Annotated in this window: 17 protein-coding genes; 7 read left to right on the top strand and 10 right to left on the bottom strand. The window is 72.6% G+C overall.

Features of this window, described 5'->3' with window-relative positions; genetic code table 11:
• Positions 1-176 precede the first annotated feature (176 nt).
• Positions 177-578 carry a peptide-methionine (R)-S-oxide reductase MsrB gene (gene msrB, locus ACFYUV_RS02405; RefSeq protein ID WP_387664072.1) on the bottom strand — a complete coding sequence of 134 codons (402 nt, stop codon included), beginning with the start codon at positions 576-578 and terminating at the stop codon, positions 177-179.
• 370 nt (positions 579-948) lie between these two features.
• On the opposite strand from msrB, the gene ligD reads away from it, so the two are divergent.
• Positions 949-1,959, top strand: a complete 1,011-nt coding sequence (ligD, locus tag ACFYUV_RS02410) for a non-homologous end-joining DNA ligase (protein WP_387664074.1) — start codon at positions 949-951, stop codon at positions 1,957-1,959.
• A gap of 112 nt (positions 1,960-2,071) precedes the next feature.
• On the opposite strand, the gene ACFYUV_RS02415 is transcribed toward ligD, so the two are convergent.
• Positions 2,072-2,371, bottom strand: coding sequence for a hypothetical protein (locus ACFYUV_RS02415; RefSeq protein ID WP_358284770.1), 300 nt, complete (start codon positions 2,369-2,371; stop codon positions 2,072-2,074).
• A 324-nt stretch (positions 2,372-2,695) separates the two neighbouring features.
• Here ACFYUV_RS02415 and ACFYUV_RS02420 point away from each other — a divergent pair, with 324 nt between their 5' ends.
• Positions 2,696-3,268 carry a hypothetical protein gene (locus ACFYUV_RS02420; RefSeq protein WP_387664076.1) on the top strand — a complete coding sequence of 191 codons (573 nt, stop codon included), beginning with the start codon at positions 2,696-2,698 and terminating at the stop codon, positions 3,266-3,268.
• A 338-nt stretch (positions 3,269-3,606) separates the two neighbouring features.
• On the opposite strand, the gene ACFYUV_RS02425 is transcribed toward ACFYUV_RS02420, so the two are convergent.
• The 4 genes from ACFYUV_RS02425 to ACFYUV_RS02440 form a co-directional block, all read right to left on the bottom strand.
• A complete protein-coding gene (locus tag ACFYUV_RS02425; protein WP_358284774.1) occupies positions 3,607-4,419 on the bottom strand; it encodes an MBL fold metallo-hydrolase in 813 nt (270 codons plus the stop codon).
• Positions 4,420-4,424: 5 nt separating this feature from the next.
• A complete protein-coding gene (locus tag ACFYUV_RS02430) occupies positions 4,425-4,619 on the bottom strand; it encodes a hypothetical protein (protein ID WP_352325673.1) in 195 nt (64 codons plus the stop codon).
• Between the two features lie 82 nt (positions 4,620-4,701).
• Positions 4,702-5,349, bottom strand: a complete 648-nt coding sequence (locus ACFYUV_RS02435; RefSeq protein WP_387664079.1) for a response regulator — start codon at positions 5,347-5,349, stop codon at positions 4,702-4,704.
• Positions 5,346-6,521 carry a sensor histidine kinase gene (locus ACFYUV_RS02440; RefSeq protein ID WP_387664081.1) on the bottom strand — a complete coding sequence of 392 codons (1,176 nt, stop codon included), beginning with the start codon at positions 6,519-6,521 and terminating at the stop codon, positions 5,346-5,348. Before ACFYUV_RS02440 ends, ACFYUV_RS02435 begins: the two co-directional genes overlap by 4 nt.
• A gap of 148 nt (positions 6,522-6,669) precedes the next feature.
• On the opposite strand from ACFYUV_RS02440, the gene ACFYUV_RS02445 reads away from it, so the two are divergent.
• Positions 6,670-7,206: a YceI family protein gene (locus ACFYUV_RS02445; protein WP_387664083.1), complete on the top strand. Its 537-nt coding sequence runs from the start codon at positions 6,670-6,672 to the stop codon at positions 7,204-7,206.
• Here the strand turns inward: ACFYUV_RS02445 and ACFYUV_RS02450 are convergent.
• Positions 7,166-9,247, bottom strand: coding sequence for an acyl-CoA dehydrogenase (locus tag ACFYUV_RS02450; RefSeq protein ID WP_387664085.1), 2,082 nt, complete (start codon positions 9,245-9,247; stop codon positions 7,166-7,168). The two genes, ACFYUV_RS02445 and ACFYUV_RS02450, sit on opposite strands and share 41 nt — an antisense overlap.
• Before the next feature lie 319 nt (positions 9,248-9,566).
• On the opposite strand from ACFYUV_RS02450, the gene ACFYUV_RS02455 reads away from it, so the two are divergent.
• Together ACFYUV_RS02455 and ACFYUV_RS02460 are read left to right on the top strand one after the other, a co-directional pair.
• Positions 9,567-9,935 (top strand): RNHCP domain-containing protein, encoded by a 369-nt coding sequence (locus ACFYUV_RS02455; RefSeq protein WP_352325680.1) that lies wholly within the window; start codon positions 9,567-9,569, stop codon positions 9,933-9,935.
• A gap of 1 nt (position 9,936) precedes the next feature.
• A complete protein-coding gene (locus ACFYUV_RS02460; protein ID WP_387664087.1) occupies positions 9,937-10,338 on the top strand; it encodes an RNHCP domain-containing protein in 402 nt (133 codons plus the stop codon).
• Positions 10,339-10,425: 87 nt separating this feature from the next.
• On the opposite strand, the gene ACFYUV_RS02465 is transcribed toward ACFYUV_RS02460, so the two are convergent.
• Together ACFYUV_RS02465 and ACFYUV_RS02470 are read right to left on the bottom strand one after the other, a co-directional pair.
• Positions 10,426-11,313: a tetratricopeptide repeat protein gene (locus tag ACFYUV_RS02465; RefSeq protein ID WP_358284786.1), complete on the bottom strand. Its 888-nt coding sequence runs from the start codon at positions 11,311-11,313 to the stop codon at positions 10,426-10,428.
• A gap of 17 nt (positions 11,314-11,330) precedes the next feature.
• Positions 11,331-12,776, bottom strand: a complete 1,446-nt coding sequence (locus ACFYUV_RS02470; RefSeq protein WP_387664089.1) for an aldehyde dehydrogenase family protein — start codon at positions 12,774-12,776, stop codon at positions 11,331-11,333.
• A gap of 57 nt (positions 12,777-12,833) precedes the next feature.
• On the opposite strand from ACFYUV_RS02470, the gene ACFYUV_RS02475 reads away from it, so the two are divergent.
• Positions 12,834-13,493 (top strand): GNAT family N-acetyltransferase, encoded by a 660-nt coding sequence (locus ACFYUV_RS02475; protein WP_387664091.1) that lies wholly within the window; start codon positions 12,834-12,836, stop codon positions 13,491-13,493.
• A gap of 9 nt (positions 13,494-13,502) precedes the next feature.
• Positions 13,503-14,210: a peptidoglycan editing factor PgeF gene (gene pgeF, locus ACFYUV_RS02480; RefSeq protein WP_387664093.1), complete on the top strand. Its 708-nt coding sequence runs from the start codon at positions 13,503-13,505 to the stop codon at positions 14,208-14,210.
• 25 nt (positions 14,211-14,235) lie between these two features.
• On the opposite strand, the gene ACFYUV_RS02485 is transcribed toward pgeF, so the two are convergent.
• On the bottom strand, positions 14,236-14,574 hold the full coding sequence (locus ACFYUV_RS02485; RefSeq protein WP_357964915.1) for a hypothetical protein: 339 nt from the start codon (positions 14,572-14,574) through the stop codon (positions 14,236-14,238).
• Between the last annotated feature and the right edge of the window lie 15 nt (positions 14,575-14,589).

Here is a 14,589-nt window from a genome sequence, read left to right on the forward strand (position 1 = left end):
GGAGCCGCCGAGGCGGGCTAGCGCACCCGGACCCTCGTCTTCGAGCACACCTCACACCGCTGAGTCACGACACGCCCGATCGTCTCAATCGTCACCCAGCGGTGGCGAAGATGGACACGGCCCACAAGCAGGCCCCTACCCCTTGTGGACGATCGGTACGCTCTGTCGCTGATCGATCACCCCTTGGGTTCGAGCCTCAGTGAGACCGAGTTGATGCAGTAACGGTCGTCGGTCGGCGTCGGATAGCCCTCGCCGTGGAAGACGTGACCGAGGTGGGAGTCGCAGCGGGCGCAGCGCACCTCCGTGCGCACCATGCCGTGACTGTCGTCCTCGATCAGCCTCACCGCCTCCGACCCCGACGGCTCGAAGAAGCTCGGCCATCCGCAGTGCGACTCGAACTTCGTGTCGGACCGGAACAGCTCGGCGCCGCAGGCGCGGCACGAGTACACGCCCTCGGTCTTGGTGTCGACGTACTCCCCCGTGAACGGGCGCTCGGTCCCGGCCTCCCTGAGCACGTGGAACTCCTCAGGAGAGAGCCTGGCCCGCCATTCGGCCTCGCTCTTGACCACCTTGTCCATGCGTCCAGACTACGAGATCCGGCAAAAAGAGATCTCCGCAGGGTGAAGCATCCTTTCTCGGCCGAATTCGCGTCTTTGTCGGTAAGGGGGTGTCATCGCCTCCTGCCAAGGGGTGAGATCGTCCGCGGCTCGCCGTAGCGGCACAGCCCACGCCCGTGCTGGCGCCGCTGGCGACCCGAGATGGCCGGCCGGGTGGCGCGCCAGCGCCCGGAACGGCGATGGATGATCTTAGGTCCGTCCCGTCGAGCCCCGGTCCCGCCACCGACGCGGCTCCGGGACGGGCCCGCCTCTCACGTCGGCCCTGTCGTCGGCCCTGTTGTCGGGTCTGTCGTCGGCTGTTCTGTCGGCGCGGGGGAGTAGGTTCGGTGGCATGGCATCGCCGTTCATAGAGCTCAAGGTGGGGGAGCGGACCGTCAAGGTCACCAATCCCGACAAGGTCTACTTCCCGGAGATCGGGGCGACAAAGCGGGAGCTGGTCGAGTACTACGTGAGCGTCGGCGAAGGGGCCCTGCGCGCGCTCAGAGACCGGCCGACCAACATCAAGCGCCATCCTGACGGCGTCCAGACCGAGGCCATCTACCAGAAGCGCATGCCGCCCAGGCATCCCGAGTGGCTGCAGTCGGTCACGGTCACCTTCCCCAGCGGCCGCACCGCCGACTCGCTCCGGGTCACCGAGGTCGCCGCGATCGCCTACTGCGCCAACCTGGGCACCATCGACTTCCACCCCTGGCAGGTGCGGGCCGCCGACGTCGAGCACCCCGACGAGCTGCGCATCGACCTCGACCCGCAGCCCGGCCTGGAGTTCGACGCCGCGCGCCGGGCCGCCGAGCGCACCCGCGAGGTGCTCGACGAGCTGGGCATGGCGGGGTTCGTCAAGACTTCGGGCAACCGCGGGGTGCACATCGCGGTGCGCATCGAGCCCCGCTGGGACTTCGTCCAGGTGCGTCACGCCGGCATCGCGCTGGCCAGGGCGGTCGAGGCCCGCGATCCCGACCTGGTGACCACCGCGTGGTGGAAGGAGGAGCGCGGCGACCGCGTCTTCATCGACTTCAACCAGAACGCCAGAGACCGCACCGTCGCCAGCGCCTACTCCGTCCGGGCCCAGCCGCACGCCCCCGTCTCGACCCCGCTGACCTGGGACGAGCTGGCCGACGCCGACCCGCGCGACTTCGACATCCGCACCGTCCCGGCCCGCTTCGCCAAGCTGGGCGACGTGCACGCGGCCATCGACGACCGGGCGTACTCGATCGAGCCCCTGCTGGAGATGTACGCCGCCGACGACCGCGGCGACCTGCCCTACCCGCCCAACTACCCGAAGATGCCGGGCGAGCCCAAGCGCGTCCAGCCCAGCAAGGCCAGGAACGCGCCGGAGGAGCAGTGATCACTCACGTGCCGGGCGAGGCGGGAGTCCCGGTCACCGACGGCTGACCTCCGGTGTCGGCAACCCGAAAGGCCGGCCCCCGTCGTGAGGCCGGCCTTTTCGCGGGAGCCGGTCAGCAGGTGTCGGCTCCGTCGAAGGTGCGCACGCCGCGCGGCACGCGCGAGTAGATGGTCTCGCCGGGGTCCACGGTCTGGCAGGCGCCGTCCGTCCCGCGCGCCCAGATGATCTTCAGTCGCAGCCGGTAGCCGCAGTCGTTGCGGGCGTAGCCGGTCTTGGTGATGGTCCCGGTGTTCTGCCAGACGGTCACGCACGACGGCGCGTTCCCGGCCGGCGCCGCCCAGGCCGGCAGCGAGCTGAAGGTGCAGCACGCGACGGCGAGGGTGGTGAGGGCTGCTCGGGTGGCTGGGCGCATGTGAGGTGTCCTTCCGTTCCGGCCTCGGCCAGGCGGCTGCCTGGGCAGGGGGCGAGGTGGAGACATAAGCGAACATCTCAGATCGATAACGGCGGTGGCGATCGTGAGCTGGTACAGGATGCGAGCCGCAGGTCTGGGCGTGTCGCGCGTAACGCTGGGACGACGCTTCCGAAAATGTGGTCGAGTCCCCACAAAGCCCTGCACCCCTTCCGCCTGACGAAACGCACCGGATGGCATGACGGACAAGACGCTCCGGACGGCATGACGCCGGAAGTCACGCGGTTCGGGCCGAACCAGTCAGGCGTTTCCCGCATCGAAACGGTCATGAACTCAAGCGCCACGCACAAGAGCAGCCCGATGGCCCGCCGACTCCGCGTCTGGGCGTCGACCGTCGCCCTGTCGACCTCACTGGCGCCGATCCTCGCCACGGGCGCCGCCTTCGCCGCGACCGGCCCGGCGGCGACCGACCCGTTCCAGGGCATCGACTGGGCGCCCGTCGTGGAGCGGGCGCTGCACTGCCCCAAGCCGGGGCCGAAGGACAAGTGGTACGTCGTCCGCGCCCGGGTCGCCGCGGTCGGCGACCTCACGCGGGACGGGCGTCCGGACACCGTCGTCACCTCGTCCTGCCCGAGCCCCACGGCGGGCAACCCGGTGCTGGCCTTCGTCTACGACGGCGCGTCCCGGCGTTCGGCCCCGCGGCTGATCGGCACGCTCGGCAAGAACCGGTACTTCAAGACCCAGACCGTCGCCGTCCAGAACGGCGAGGCGCGCCTGAGTGGCAAGGTGGTCAGCGACAAGGCTCCCCGGTGCTGCCCCGACCTGCTCGTCCGCCAGACCTACAAGTGGACCGGCAAGGCGTTCAAGCGGACGTCGGAGAAGCTGGCCAAGCTCTCCTGAGCAGGACGGCGGCTGTGGGCCGCACGGCCGGACCCGGCGCCTGGGACGGGACCCGACGGCCCGGCCGTGCGGCGGCACAGGAGGTGCGGCCGAGATCGAAGGTAACTCCCGTACCTCCCGCTGGGGGAGAAATCGGATATGTAAACTTCCGCCCCCGGTAGGGGATTCTTCATCCGAGTAGAAGAAACCTCATCCCCGGCGAAACGCCGAAGCACCCGTCCCGAAACGGCCTCGGACGGGTGCGCGCCTCGGACGGGTGCAGGTTCGGACGGGTGCGGGCCGCGGAGAGGTGCCCGTCCGGGCAGGTGCGGGGCCCGGACGGGTGCCCGTCCGTGCGGTCAGCGGCGCACGAGGTGGTGCGGCGCCAGTTCGCGGGTCTCGCCGCGTTCCAGGTAGACCACCCGGTCGGCCAGGCCCACCTGCTCGATGTGGTGCCGGAAGTCGTCCAGCGGTGAGCTGAAGACGCCGTAGTCGTCGTAGTGCACCGGCACCACGGTGTGCGGGTTGATCAGGTCGACCCAGGTCGCGCCCTGCTCGCCGTCCATGGTGACCAGCAGGGTGCCGAGCAGGCGGGTGCCGCCCAGGTGCACGAGCGCGAGGTCGACCTCCGGGAAGCGACGCGGGATCGCCTCCAGGCGGCGGTCGAGCAGGGTGTCGCCGCTGATGTGCAGGCGCAGCTCCACCAGGCCCTCGGGGCCGCGGAACTCCAGCATCGTCCCGATCACCGGCGGCAGCAGCGTCTCGGCGGGGCCGGGCGCGTGCCTGGCGGGCAGGGCGGTGACGGTCACGCTGCCCTGCGGGCCGCTCAGCTCGTGCTGCTCCCACACCTCCAGGCCCGTGCTGCGGCCGAAGCCGCGGCGGCGCAGCGTGCGCGCCGCCTGCCGGGTGGTGATGATCTGGGTGCCCTTGTCCAGGCCCTTCTCCGTCACCCGGTCCCAGTGGTCCCCGTGCAGGTGCGAGAGCACCACCGCGTCGATGGGCGGCAGGTCCGACACGTCGATGGCCGGGTCCTTCAGCCGGCGCGAGCTCAGGCCGTAGCCCAGGTACGCCCGCTGGCCGCGGTGCAGGAAGTTGGGATCCGTCAGCAGCGTGAAGCCGTTGTAGCGGATCAGCGTGGTCGCGTTGCCGATGAACTGCAGGCTGCCCTTCATCCCGCTCACCCCGGATACGGAGGGTGCTGGCCCGGAGGCACGCCGCCGCCCTTGCCGCCGCCCTTGTGTCCCTTGTCGCTGCCGTGCGGACGACCGGCCCGCTTGCCGCCGCTCTTGGACTCCGGCACGGCGTCGGTGGATTTCGAGTTCGCGCCGGACTTACCCGACCGGCGAAGTTCGGGCTGTTGCGGATTACTCATGGCTTTTGTCCCCCTTTGCGGCTTATCACCTACCTCGCTGCTCCGCCGCCAAACCCGCCGCCAAACCCGCCGCCCGCGGCGCCTACCGGGTCAGGCCCGCGTCGTGGGCGATGAGGCTCGCCTGGGTGCGGTTGTGGCAGCCCAGCTTGTCCAGCAGGCGCGACACGTACCCCTTGACGGTGGGTTCGGCCAGGTGGAGGCGGGCGGCGATCTGCGCGTTCGACAGCCCCTCGCCGAGGCAGGCCAGCACCTCGCGCTCGCGTCCGGTCAGCGACTCCAGCAGTTCGCGGGCGCGGGCGCGGGCCGGGTCCGCGGCGGCCGAGGCCGCCACCAGCCTGCGGGCGGCGACCGGCGACAGCACGGTGTGCCCCTCGGCGGCCACCCGGACGAGCCCGATGAGGTCCTCCGGCGGCGTGGACTTGACCAGGAAGCCGGCGGCCCCCGCGCGCAGGGCGCGCAGCACGTACTCGTCGGCGTCGAACGTCGTCAGCACCACGACGACCGGCGGCCGGGGCAGCTCGGCCAGGCGTTCGATCGCGGTGAGCCCGTCCACGCGGGGCATGCGCAGGTCCATCAGCACGACGTCCGGACGGCTGCGCACGACCGCCTCGACGCCGGCGGCGCCGTCGTGGGCCTCGTCCACGACCTCGATGTCGGGCGCCGAGCCGAGGATGGTGCGCAGGAAACGGCAGACCATCGGCTCGTCGTCCACGACCACGACCCTGATCATGTCGCCACGTACGCCGGGAGAACGGCCTCGACGGTGAACCCGCCGTCGGGGGCCGGCCCGGCGCGCAGCGTGCCGTGCACGACCTCGACCCGTCGCCGCAGGTCGGCGATGCCGAGGCCGGAGCCGGTGCCGGCCAGGGGGCCGCCGGGCAGGCCGGTCGGCGGCGTGTTGCGCACCGTGAGCCGTACCCGCGCCTGGCCGTACTCGATGCGCACCTGCACCCGCGCGCCCGGCGCGTGCTTGCGCACGTTGGTCAGCGCCTCGCGCACGATCCGGTACGCCGTGCGCCCCACCACCGGCGAGGCCAGCGCCCGGTCACCCTCCTCGACCAGCTCGGCCGGGGTGCCCACGGAGGCGGACTCGGCGACCAGCGCGGCGAAGTCGGCCGCCGACGGCGGCACCTCCGGCTCCGGCGCGGTGCGCAGGACGCCGATCAGGTCCCGCAGCTCGTCGAGCACCTGGCAGCCCGCGGCCCGCAGCTCCTCTGCGGTCTGCCGGGTGTGCTCGTCGGCCGCGGTGACCCGCAGCGCACCGGCCTGCAGCACCATGAGGCTCACCCGGTGGGTGACGACGTCGTGCATCTCGCCGGCCAGCCGGGCGCGCTCCTCGGCGCGGGCCTGCTCGGCCAGCAGGTGCCGCTCGCGTTCGGCCCGTTCGGCGCGTTCGACCAGCATCCTGAGCACCCGCCGCCGTCCGTCGAGGTAGAGCGCGAGCAGCGGGCCGACGGCCGTGCGCAGCACCCCGTCGACCAGCACGCCTGCCGACGGGTCCCACACCCGCGCGATCACCATCGTGTACGCGGCCAGCGCGGCGACGGCGATCCGCCGGTCCCTGCGGTCGTAGAGCGGCCCGTACGCCGCCGCGATGGTCGCGAACGGCGCCCACACGTTCCCCTGCCCGGCCGGGACCAGCACGCCGCCCGGCGAGATCAGCAACGTCACCACGAGCGTGTACGTCCCCAGCACGCCCAGGACCGTCAGCGGCGCCCGGCGGCGGGCCACCAGCGACAGGCACGCGGCCGCCTGGACCGCCAGCAGCGCCCAGGCGAGCGGACCGGGACGCTCGGGCCACCACGACAGGCCGAGCAGCGTCGAGCCGGTGTCCAGCAGCGCGAATCCGCCCGCGATGGCCACGTCCAGCACGCGGGAACGGCGACACGCCCCTGCACCCATGCCGCAAACGCTACGACATCCCCACATGCCGTAAATATCGGGTAAGCGGGAAACCATACGAAAGTCGCATGCGCTCCCGCCGATCGTCGCCCCGGTGACCGACGGCTCGCCCTGCCGCACGGCCACCCCGCCGCCGTGCAATGAACCCATGACGAACCTCCCCCCGCTGGGCCGCTACGAGATCGACACCGAGAACTCCGCGATCCGCTTCACCACCCGGCACCTGTACGGCCTCGCCCGCGCCCGCGGCACCTTCGACGTCAGGGGCGGCACCGTGGAGGTCGCCGAACCGCTCGCCGACTCCCGCGTGCGCGTGGAGATCGACGCCGCCGGCTTCCACACCGGCAACCACCGGCGCGACGAGACCGTGCGCTCGTCCCGCTTCCTCGACGCCGTCCGCCACCCCCTCATCACCTTCACCGGCGGGCCCACCGGCGACGGGACGCTGACCGGCACGCTCACCGTCACCGGCGTCGAGCGCCCGCTCACCCTCACCGTCGAACGCTGCGACGTGACCGCCAACGGCTTCACCGTCGTGGTCGCCGCCCGCGTGGACCGGACCGCCTTCGGGGTGACCGCCATGCCCGGGCTCGCCGCCCGTCACCTGGCGATGTCGGCTGAGGTCAGGTGCGTGCGGGCGGGCGTCACGGATCGCGGGGAAGGCCCAGCGCGCGCTCGGCGATGATGTTGAGCTGCACCTCCGTGGTGCCGCCGCCGATGGTGAAGGCCCGGGTGGTCAGGATCGTGCGGTTCCAGTGGCGGTCGGACGGCGCCAGCGACCAGCAGAACTCCGAGACCGCCTGCGCGTGCCGCATGCCGAGCAGCTTGCGCACGCTGGAGGCGGGCCCCGGGTCGGCCCCGGCCAGCCTGGACAGCGTCACGCGCAGCCCGAGCGCCGAGATCGCCTGGCCCTCGGCCCACAGGCGGCCCGCCTGCTCGCGTTGCGACTGCCGCAGCGGCGGCAGGGTCCCGATCAGCCGGATCATGTCGGTGTGCCGGGAGCCCGGCCCCCAGGAGTCGCCGAGCGCGACCCGCTCATGGGAGAGCGTGTCGCGGGCCACCCGCCAGCCGCCGTCCACCTCGCCCACCACCAGGTCGTCCGGGACGAAGACGTCGTCGAGGAAGACCTCGTTGAAGATCTCGTCCCCGTTGATCTCCTTGAGCGGCCTGATCGTGACGCCGGGGGCGGACATGTCCACCAGGAAGTACGTGATCCCCTCGTGCTTGGGCCTGCCGGGGGAGGTGCGGGCCAGGCAGATGCCCCAGTGGGCGTACTGGGCGAGGGACGTCCAGATCTTCTGGCCGGTCAGCGACCAGCCGCCCGCCACGCGGGTGGCCCTGGTGGACAGGCCGGCCAGGTCGGACCCGGCGCCCGGCTCGCTGAACAGCTGGCACCACACGAGCTCGCCGGTGAACGTCCTGGGCAGGAAACGGTCCCGCTGCTCGGGGGTGCCGTACGTGACGATGGACGGGACCGCCCAGGCGGCGATCCCCAGGTTGGGACGCTTGAGGTCGCGGAACTCCTGGTGGATGATCACCTGTTCCAGCGGCGTGGCCGCGCGGCCCCACGGCCTGGGCAGGTAGGGCATGATCCAGCCCTCCCGCGCGAACCGGCCCAGCCGGGCGAGCGGCTCCTCGCGCCGCAACGACTCGGCCTCCGCCCTGATCGCCTCCCTGAGCGGGACGGACTCCTCGGGCAGGTCGGGCTCCATCGCGCGGCGGGCGCCCGCCAGGGCCAGCCCGGCGACCTGCTCGGCCCACGGCCACGGGTCGCCGGCGAGCATGCGGCCGGACAGGGCGCGGCGGTAGTGGCGGTGGGCGTCGTGCTCGAAGGTGTAGCCGATGCCGCCGAGCACCTGGATGGCGTCGGCCGCACAGCGCACCGCCGCGTCCGGCCCCAGCACCGCCGCCACCCCGACGGCCAGCCGCACATCGTCACCGAGCCCGCCGGGTTCACCGGGCCCGGGAGACACGCCGGGTGGGCCGGACGCGCCGGGCCCGTTCGCGGGTGGGGTGTCCAAGGCGCGGGCGGCGTCCCAGACGGCGGCGCGGGCCTGCTCCAAGGCCACCAGGGCGGCCGCCACCCGGTGCTTGACGCCCTGGAACTGGCCGATCGGGCGGCCGAACTGCTCGCGTACCTTGGCGTGGGCGGCGGCCGTGCCGACCGCCCAGGCGGCGGTGCCGCACGCGTCGGCGCCCAGCAGCACCGCGGCCAGCTCCCGCACCGGCACCGGCCCCAGCAGGCGCTCCGGCGGGACGTCGCGGCCCGCGACGGCCGTGACCGTGCACAGATCCCGGTCCAGGTCGACGCCCTCGGCGGGCTCGGCGCGCACGCCGGCCCGGTCGAGCAGCGCCCACCCGTCACCGTGCGGAACGAGGAACAGGTCGGCCCCGGCCGCCCCGAGGGCGAGCGGCCCGAGCACGACGGCCGCCGTCAGCGACCCGTCGGCCAGCCCGCGCAGCAGGCCGGGCGCCCGCCCGGACCGGGCGAGCGCCGCCGAGGCCAGCACACCCGGCAGGTACGGCCCCGCCACCCGCAGCTCGCCCAGCACCTCCAGCGCCACGCACAACTCGACCAGCCCGTACCCCTGCCCGCCGTGCTCCTCCGGCAGATGCAGCCCCAGCAGCCCCTGCCCGGCCAGCGCCCGGTGCTCGACGGTACGTCCCGCCAGCCCCCGCACGGAGTCCGCCAGCGCCCGGTGTTCCTCGGTCAGCCCGATCCCCATGGACGAACACTAGAACGATATTCGGTCGATCTCCAGGGCCCGGGAAAACCGTTGGCGCGCGACCGGAGGGGGTGGTTAGCCTGGCAACCGTCCTGTTCGGTGCGACTTGTGGAGGTGGGTTGATGACCGGCACGGCGCCCAGCGCGCCTCTCTCGTGCCGCGGGTGTGCTCGCCTCCCTGTGTTCCAGAGCCTGAGGACGAGTATCTGAAGTCCTGGCCTCAATGTGCCGGACCGCCTGTGGCACCAGCGTGCCTGTGAGGCCCGCTCGGCGCTCCCTTGCTGCCTTTTTCACGACAAATCCGGCAAGGAGAACCCAGGTTGTCTGCCAACGGCAAACCTCGTTCCATCATCAGCACCGACACCTTCGCCTGCGTCCGCTGCGGCCTGACCGTCGCCGCGTACGCGCCCGGCGGCGTCCGCCGTAACCACTGCCCGAGCTGCCTGCACTCGTTGCACGTGCTCGACCGGGTGGAGGGCGGCCCGTCGGAGTGCCGGTCGCGGATGAACCCGATCTCCATCGCGGTCCTCCGCACCGGCGACTGGATGATCATCCATCGCTGCTCGCGCTGCGGCGAGCTGACGTCCAACCCGATCTGCGGGGACGACAACCAGCTCATCCTCATGCGCATGGCCGTACGCCCGCTCGCGCAGCCGCCGTTCCCGCTCGAAGCGTTCGGCGATCTGTGACATGCCCAGGAGGAACCCTGGCCGGGCCAGGCCGCAACAGCCGAAGGCCATGCGACGTGACGAGCGCGGCGACGCGTTCCGCTGCGTCGGCTGCCGGCTGGACGTACCGATGGACGCGCCCGGCACGGCGCACCGCAACCACTGCCCGCACTGCCTGACCAGCCTGCACGTCGACCAGCGGATCCCGGGGGACCGGCGGGCGGGCTGCCGGGGCCCGATGGCGGCGCTCAGCGTCACCGTCAGGCCGGACGGGGAGTGGCTGATCATCCACCACTGCCAGGCGTGCGGCGGGCTCAGCGCCAACCGCATCGCCGGCGACGACAACGCGCTGGCCCTGCTGCGCATCGCCGTACGGCCGCTGTCCGACAGCCGCCTGCCGGTGAACGCCCTGCTGGCGCTCTGACGCAAGGCGCTGTCAGAGAGGTGCCTTGACGACGGCGGGCCGCCCTCCGGGGCGGCCCGCCGCTCGCGTCGGCCTACTCGCGTCGGCCTAGTCGTCGCCGAACTCCAGGCGCAGGGCCAGCGTGAAGTCGTTCACCGCTTCCTCGTGCCGCTCCATCTCCTGGAAGATCTCGCCGCGCACCCGGTAGGCCCAGATGTACTCGGGGTCCAGCTCGATGGCGCGGTCCAGGTCGCGCAGCGCGGCCTCGTTGTCGCCCATCTCGCTCAGCACCGCGCCCCGGCTGCCGAACGCGCGGTCGTTGTCGGGGTCGAGCTCGACCGCTCGGTTCAGGTCGGCCAGCGCCTCCTGGTAGCGGTCGGTCATGCGCAGCGCCTCGCCGCGCCGGCTGAGCGCCCGCACGTGATCGGGGTCGGCCTCCAGGGCCCTGGTGTAGTCGGCGATGGCCTCGCTGTAGAGGTGCATGCGCTGGTACAGGTCACCGCGCGCCACCCACGAGTACGCCAGCTCCTCGTTCAACGCGATGATCTTGGCATGCTCGTCCAGGGCCTCGTCCAGCCGGTCCATGTCCACCAGGGCGTCGGCCTTGGCCTCCAGGATCCACAGGGACTCGGGGGCGAGGGTGAGCGCGTGGTCGAAGTCGTCCATCGCCTCCTCCAGCCGGCCGAGCGCCGCGTACGCCTGCCCGCGCGAGCCCAGCGCGTACGCGCTGTCGGGTTCCAGTCTCAACGACTCGTCGAAGTCGGCCAGGGCGGCCTCGTACCGCTCGATGACCCGATGGCTCTCACCGCGCAGCCGCCAGGCCCGGGCGTTGTCCGGGACCAGCGTTATCGACTCGGTCAGATCGGCGATAGCGGCCTCGTGCCGCGACAGCGCGATGTACGATTCGGCTCGGCTGCGCAGCACGGACGCCCGCGACTGGGCGGCTGCCTCGGACAGCTCGGTCAGCTCGGACTGGTCGTTGATCCCCTCGCTCATGGAGGGAATCTATCTAACTAAATCTGGATGATGGCCGCCTTTTCCCGGGTGTACTCCAGGACGGAATCGTGGCCGTACCCGCTGTCCTTCACGCCGCCGAACGGCAGGCCCGGAGGCATCTGGCGGTAGGTGTTCACCCACACGGTGCCGCTCTGCAGATCCCGCACGAACCGGTGCGCCCGTCCGAGGTCCCGCGTCCACACCCCGGCCGCCAGCCCGTACGGCGAGTCGTTGGCGATCTCCAGCGCCTGCTCGTCGCTCTCGAACGGGATGGCCACCGCCACCGGCCCGAAGATCTCCTCCTGGCAGATGCGCAGGCCGTTGTCCTCGGTCGTGTAGAGCGTGGGCTCCACCCAGTAGCCGCCCGGCAGGCCGGGCACCACCTCGGCCCCCGACCGCCCGCCGAAGACCAGCTCGGCCCCCTCCTTCTCGGCCGTCTCCAGGTACGAGCGCACCCGCTCGAACTGCCCGGCCGACACGATCGGGCCCATGGTCGTGGCCAGGTCGAGGGGGTCGTCCAGGACCAGCCCGGCGCAGATGTGCCTGATCCGCCCGAGCAGGTCGTCCCAGATCGACCGGTGGACGAGGATGCGCGAGCCGGCCACGCACACCTGCCCGGCGTTGCCGGTGTAGACGGAGTTCACGGTGACGCCCTGCGCGGCGGCGTCCAGGTCGGCGTCCGGGAAGACGATGTTGGGCGACTTGCCGCCCAGCTCGAACGTCAGCGGCTTCAGCGCGTCCGCCGAGGCCCGGGTGATGGCCTGGCCGGTGGCCGTGGAGCCGGTGAGGCTGATCTTGCCGACGTCCCGGTGCCGGACGAGCGCGTCGCCGACCTCCTCCCCGAGCCCGCTGACGATGTTCAGCACGCCCGGCGGGAACACCTCGGCCAGCAGCTCGCCCAGCCGCAGCACCGACGCGCCGGCCTGCTCGGCGGGCTTGACGATCACCGTGTTCCCGGCGGCCAGGGCGTAGGCCGCCTTGGCGGAGAAGGTGGAAATGGGGGAGTTCCAGGGGATGATGCAGACCGCCACCCCGTACGGCTCGCGCCGCGTCAGCCCGAGCGTGTCGGGCCCGAGCAGGACGGTGTCGCCCTTGACCGCCTCCAGGCACTGCCCGGCGGCCAGCTGCCACAGGTACGCCATGCCCGGCAGGTCCTTCTTGAGCGTGTCGCGCAGGATGCGGCCGTTGTCGCGGGTCTCCAGCCGGGCCAGTTCCTCGGCGTGCCGGGTGAACACCTCCGACACCTTGCGCAGGAAGTGCGCCCGGCCCAGGGCGGGCATGGCCGACCAGGCGGGGAAGGCCGCCCGCGCCGCCGCCACGGCGGCCTCGGCCTCGCGTGCGCCACTGGCCGGGATCCGGGCCCACGCCTCGCCCGTGGCGGGGTTGACGGTGTCCATCGTCCGGTCCGCGGGGACCAGCTCGCCGCCGATGAGATTGCGGTAGTCAGGCACGCGCCCAAGCATATGCTTGCTTGCCGTGGGCGGGCCAGCCCTGGATGGATCGGGGCATAATGGTCTTCCGTGAAAATCGACCTGACCTGGCCGGAAACCGCCGACGAGCCCCTGCTCGCCGCCGTCCACCGCGTGCTGCACGCCGTCGTCGAGCTGGGCGGCGCGGTCGGCTACCTGGCGCCGCCCACCAGGGACGAGACCGACCCGTGGGTGGAGGCCACGCTCGCGATGGCCAGCAAGGGCGAGGGTCGGCTCGCCCTCGCCACGGTCGACGGCACCGTGCAGGCCATGGGCCTGTGGCGGCGCGGCCAGGAGGCGGTCTTCCGGCACTCCGGCGAGATCGGCAAGGTCATGGCCCACCCACAGGCACGCGGACTCGGGCTCGGCCGGGTGGTCGTGTCCGGCCTCGCGGACGACGCCCGCTCCGCCGGCATCGAGACGCTCACGCTGCGGGCGCGCGGCAACAACCACGGCGCGATCGCGCTGTACGAGAGCCTCGGGTTCCGCGAGTGGGGGCGGCTGCCGAACGTGGTCGAGGTGGGCGCATGGCGCTTCGACGAGGTGAACATGTACCTGGAGCTCGGCCGCCCGCCCGGCACCATCCTGCACGGCTCCTCCCCGGGCGGCCCCGGCTCCTCCCCACAGCCCGGCTCCTCCCCCCAGCCCGGCTCCTCTCCACAGCCCGGCGATTCCCCGGGCGGCCCCGGCTTCTCGCCTCAGCCCGGCTAGGATCGGGGCATGCTGCTGGCCCCCGGAGTGCACGCCGTCGTCACCGACCGCCACGGAGGGGTGAGCGCCCCGCCGTACGGCTCACGCAACCTCGGCGGCATGGTCGGCGACGACCCGGCGGCCGTACGGGCCAACCGCGAGGGCCTGGCGGCCGAGCTGGGCGTGCGCGCCGTCGTCTACATGCGCCAGGTCCACAGCGCCGACGTCGCCTACGTGAGCGAGCCGTTCGGCGACGACCCGCCGCCGCTCGACGGCGTGTTCACCACCGAGCCGCGCCTGGCGCTGGCCTCGCTGGGCGCCGACTGCCCGGCCGTGCTGCTGGCCGACCCCGAGGCGCGCATGGTCGGCGCCGCCCACTCCGGACGTCCCGGCACGGAGGCGGGCGTGGCCACCGCCCTGGTCGAGGCCATGGCGGCCAAGGGCGCCCGGCCGGGCCGGATGGTCGCGCTGATCGGCCCCGGCGCCTGCGGCCGCTGCTACGAGGTGCCCGAGGACCTGCGCGAGCAGGTGGCCTCGAAGGTGCCGCCGACGTGGTCCACGACGTCGTGGGGAACCCCGGCGCTCGACCTGCGGGCCGGGATCGAGTCCCAGCTCAGGGCGGCGGGCGTCGCCGACGTGCGGCACGACGCGCGCTGCACCATCGAGTCCGCCGAGCTCTACTCCCACCGCCGCGAACAGCCCGGCGGCCGCTTCGCCGGCCTCATCTGGCTGACCTGACCCGGAAGCCCGCCCCCGGAGGGGGTTACTTCTCGCGGGAGCCGTTGAAGACGACGTTCACGATGATGATCCCGACCCAGATCGGGATCAGCGCCATCGCCCGCCCGCCCCCCGCGAAGGCGAGCGCGACCGTGGACAGAGTGCCCAGCGAGAGCGAGACGATCGCCAGCGCCAGCCGCTGGCCGTCGGACCCCCTGGCGGGCGCCTTGGCGCGCGGGGCCGTGCCGGCCAGGCGCTCGTCGACCCGCCGGTCGACCTCCTGGCCCACCTTGTCGAGGAACGACTCCACCAGGGCGTCCTCGAAGTCGGGGCCGAGGTCGCGCCGCGCGGACACGGCCGCCTTGAGCTCATCACCGGTGGTCATAAGGGAGAGACTAGA

Source organism: Nonomuraea sp. NPDC003560, from assembly GCF_042878785.1.
Lineage (GTDB): Bacteria > Actinomycetota > Actinomycetes > Streptosporangiales > Streptosporangiaceae > Nonomuraea.

Bases quoted from the DNA above. Each gene is read 5' to 3' on its own strand.
- msrB (WP_387664072.1), bottom strand. From the start codon at position 578: ATGGACAAGGTGGTCAAGAGCGAGGCCGAATGGCGGGCCAGGCTCTCT.
- ligD (WP_387664074.1), top strand. From the start codon at position 949: ATGGCATCGCCGTTCATAGAGCTCAAGGTGGGGGAGCGGACCGTCAAG.
- ACFYUV_RS02415 (WP_358284770.1), bottom strand. From the start codon at position 2,371: ATGCGCCCAGCCACCCGAGCAGCCCTCACCACCCTCGCCGTCGCGTGC.
- ACFYUV_RS02420 (WP_387664076.1), top strand. From the start codon at position 2,696: ATGAACTCAAGCGCCACGCACAAGAGCAGCCCGATGGCCCGCCGACTC.
- ACFYUV_RS02425 (WP_358284774.1), bottom strand. From the start codon at position 4,419: ATGAAGGGCAGCCTGCAGTTCATCGGCAACGCGACCACGCTGATCCGC.
- ACFYUV_RS02430 (WP_352325673.1), bottom strand. From the start codon at position 4,619: ATGAGTAATCCGCAACAGCCCGAACTTCGCCGGTCGGGTAAGTCCGGC.
- ACFYUV_RS02435 (WP_387664079.1), bottom strand. From the start codon at position 5,349: ATGATCAGGGTCGTGGTCGTGGACGACGAGCCGATGGTCTGCCGTTTC.
- ACFYUV_RS02440 (WP_387664081.1), bottom strand. From the start codon at position 6,521: ATGGGTGCAGGGGCGTGTCGCCGTTCCCGCGTGCTGGACGTGGCCATC.
- ACFYUV_RS02445 (WP_387664083.1), top strand. From the start codon at position 6,670: ATGACGAACCTCCCCCCGCTGGGCCGCTACGAGATCGACACCGAGAAC.
- ACFYUV_RS02450 (WP_387664085.1), bottom strand. From the start codon at position 9,247: ATGGGGATCGGGCTGACCGAGGAACACCGGGCGCTGGCGGACTCCGTG.
- ACFYUV_RS02460 (WP_387664087.1), top strand. From the start codon at position 9,937: ATGCCCAGGAGGAACCCTGGCCGGGCCAGGCCGCAACAGCCGAAGGCC.
- ACFYUV_RS02465 (WP_358284786.1), bottom strand. From the start codon at position 11,313: ATGAGCGAGGGGATCAACGACCAGTCCGAGCTGACCGAGCTGTCCGAG.
- ACFYUV_RS02470 (WP_387664089.1), bottom strand. From the start codon at position 12,776: ATGCTTGGGCGCGTGCCTGACTACCGCAATCTCATCGGCGGCGAGCTG.
- pgeF (WP_387664093.1), top strand. From the start codon at position 13,503: ATGCTGCTGGCCCCCGGAGTGCACGCCGTCGTCACCGACCGCCACGGA.
- ACFYUV_RS02485 (WP_357964915.1), bottom strand. From the start codon at position 14,574: ATGACCACCGGTGATGAGCTCAAGGCGGCCGTGTCCGCGCGGCGCGAC.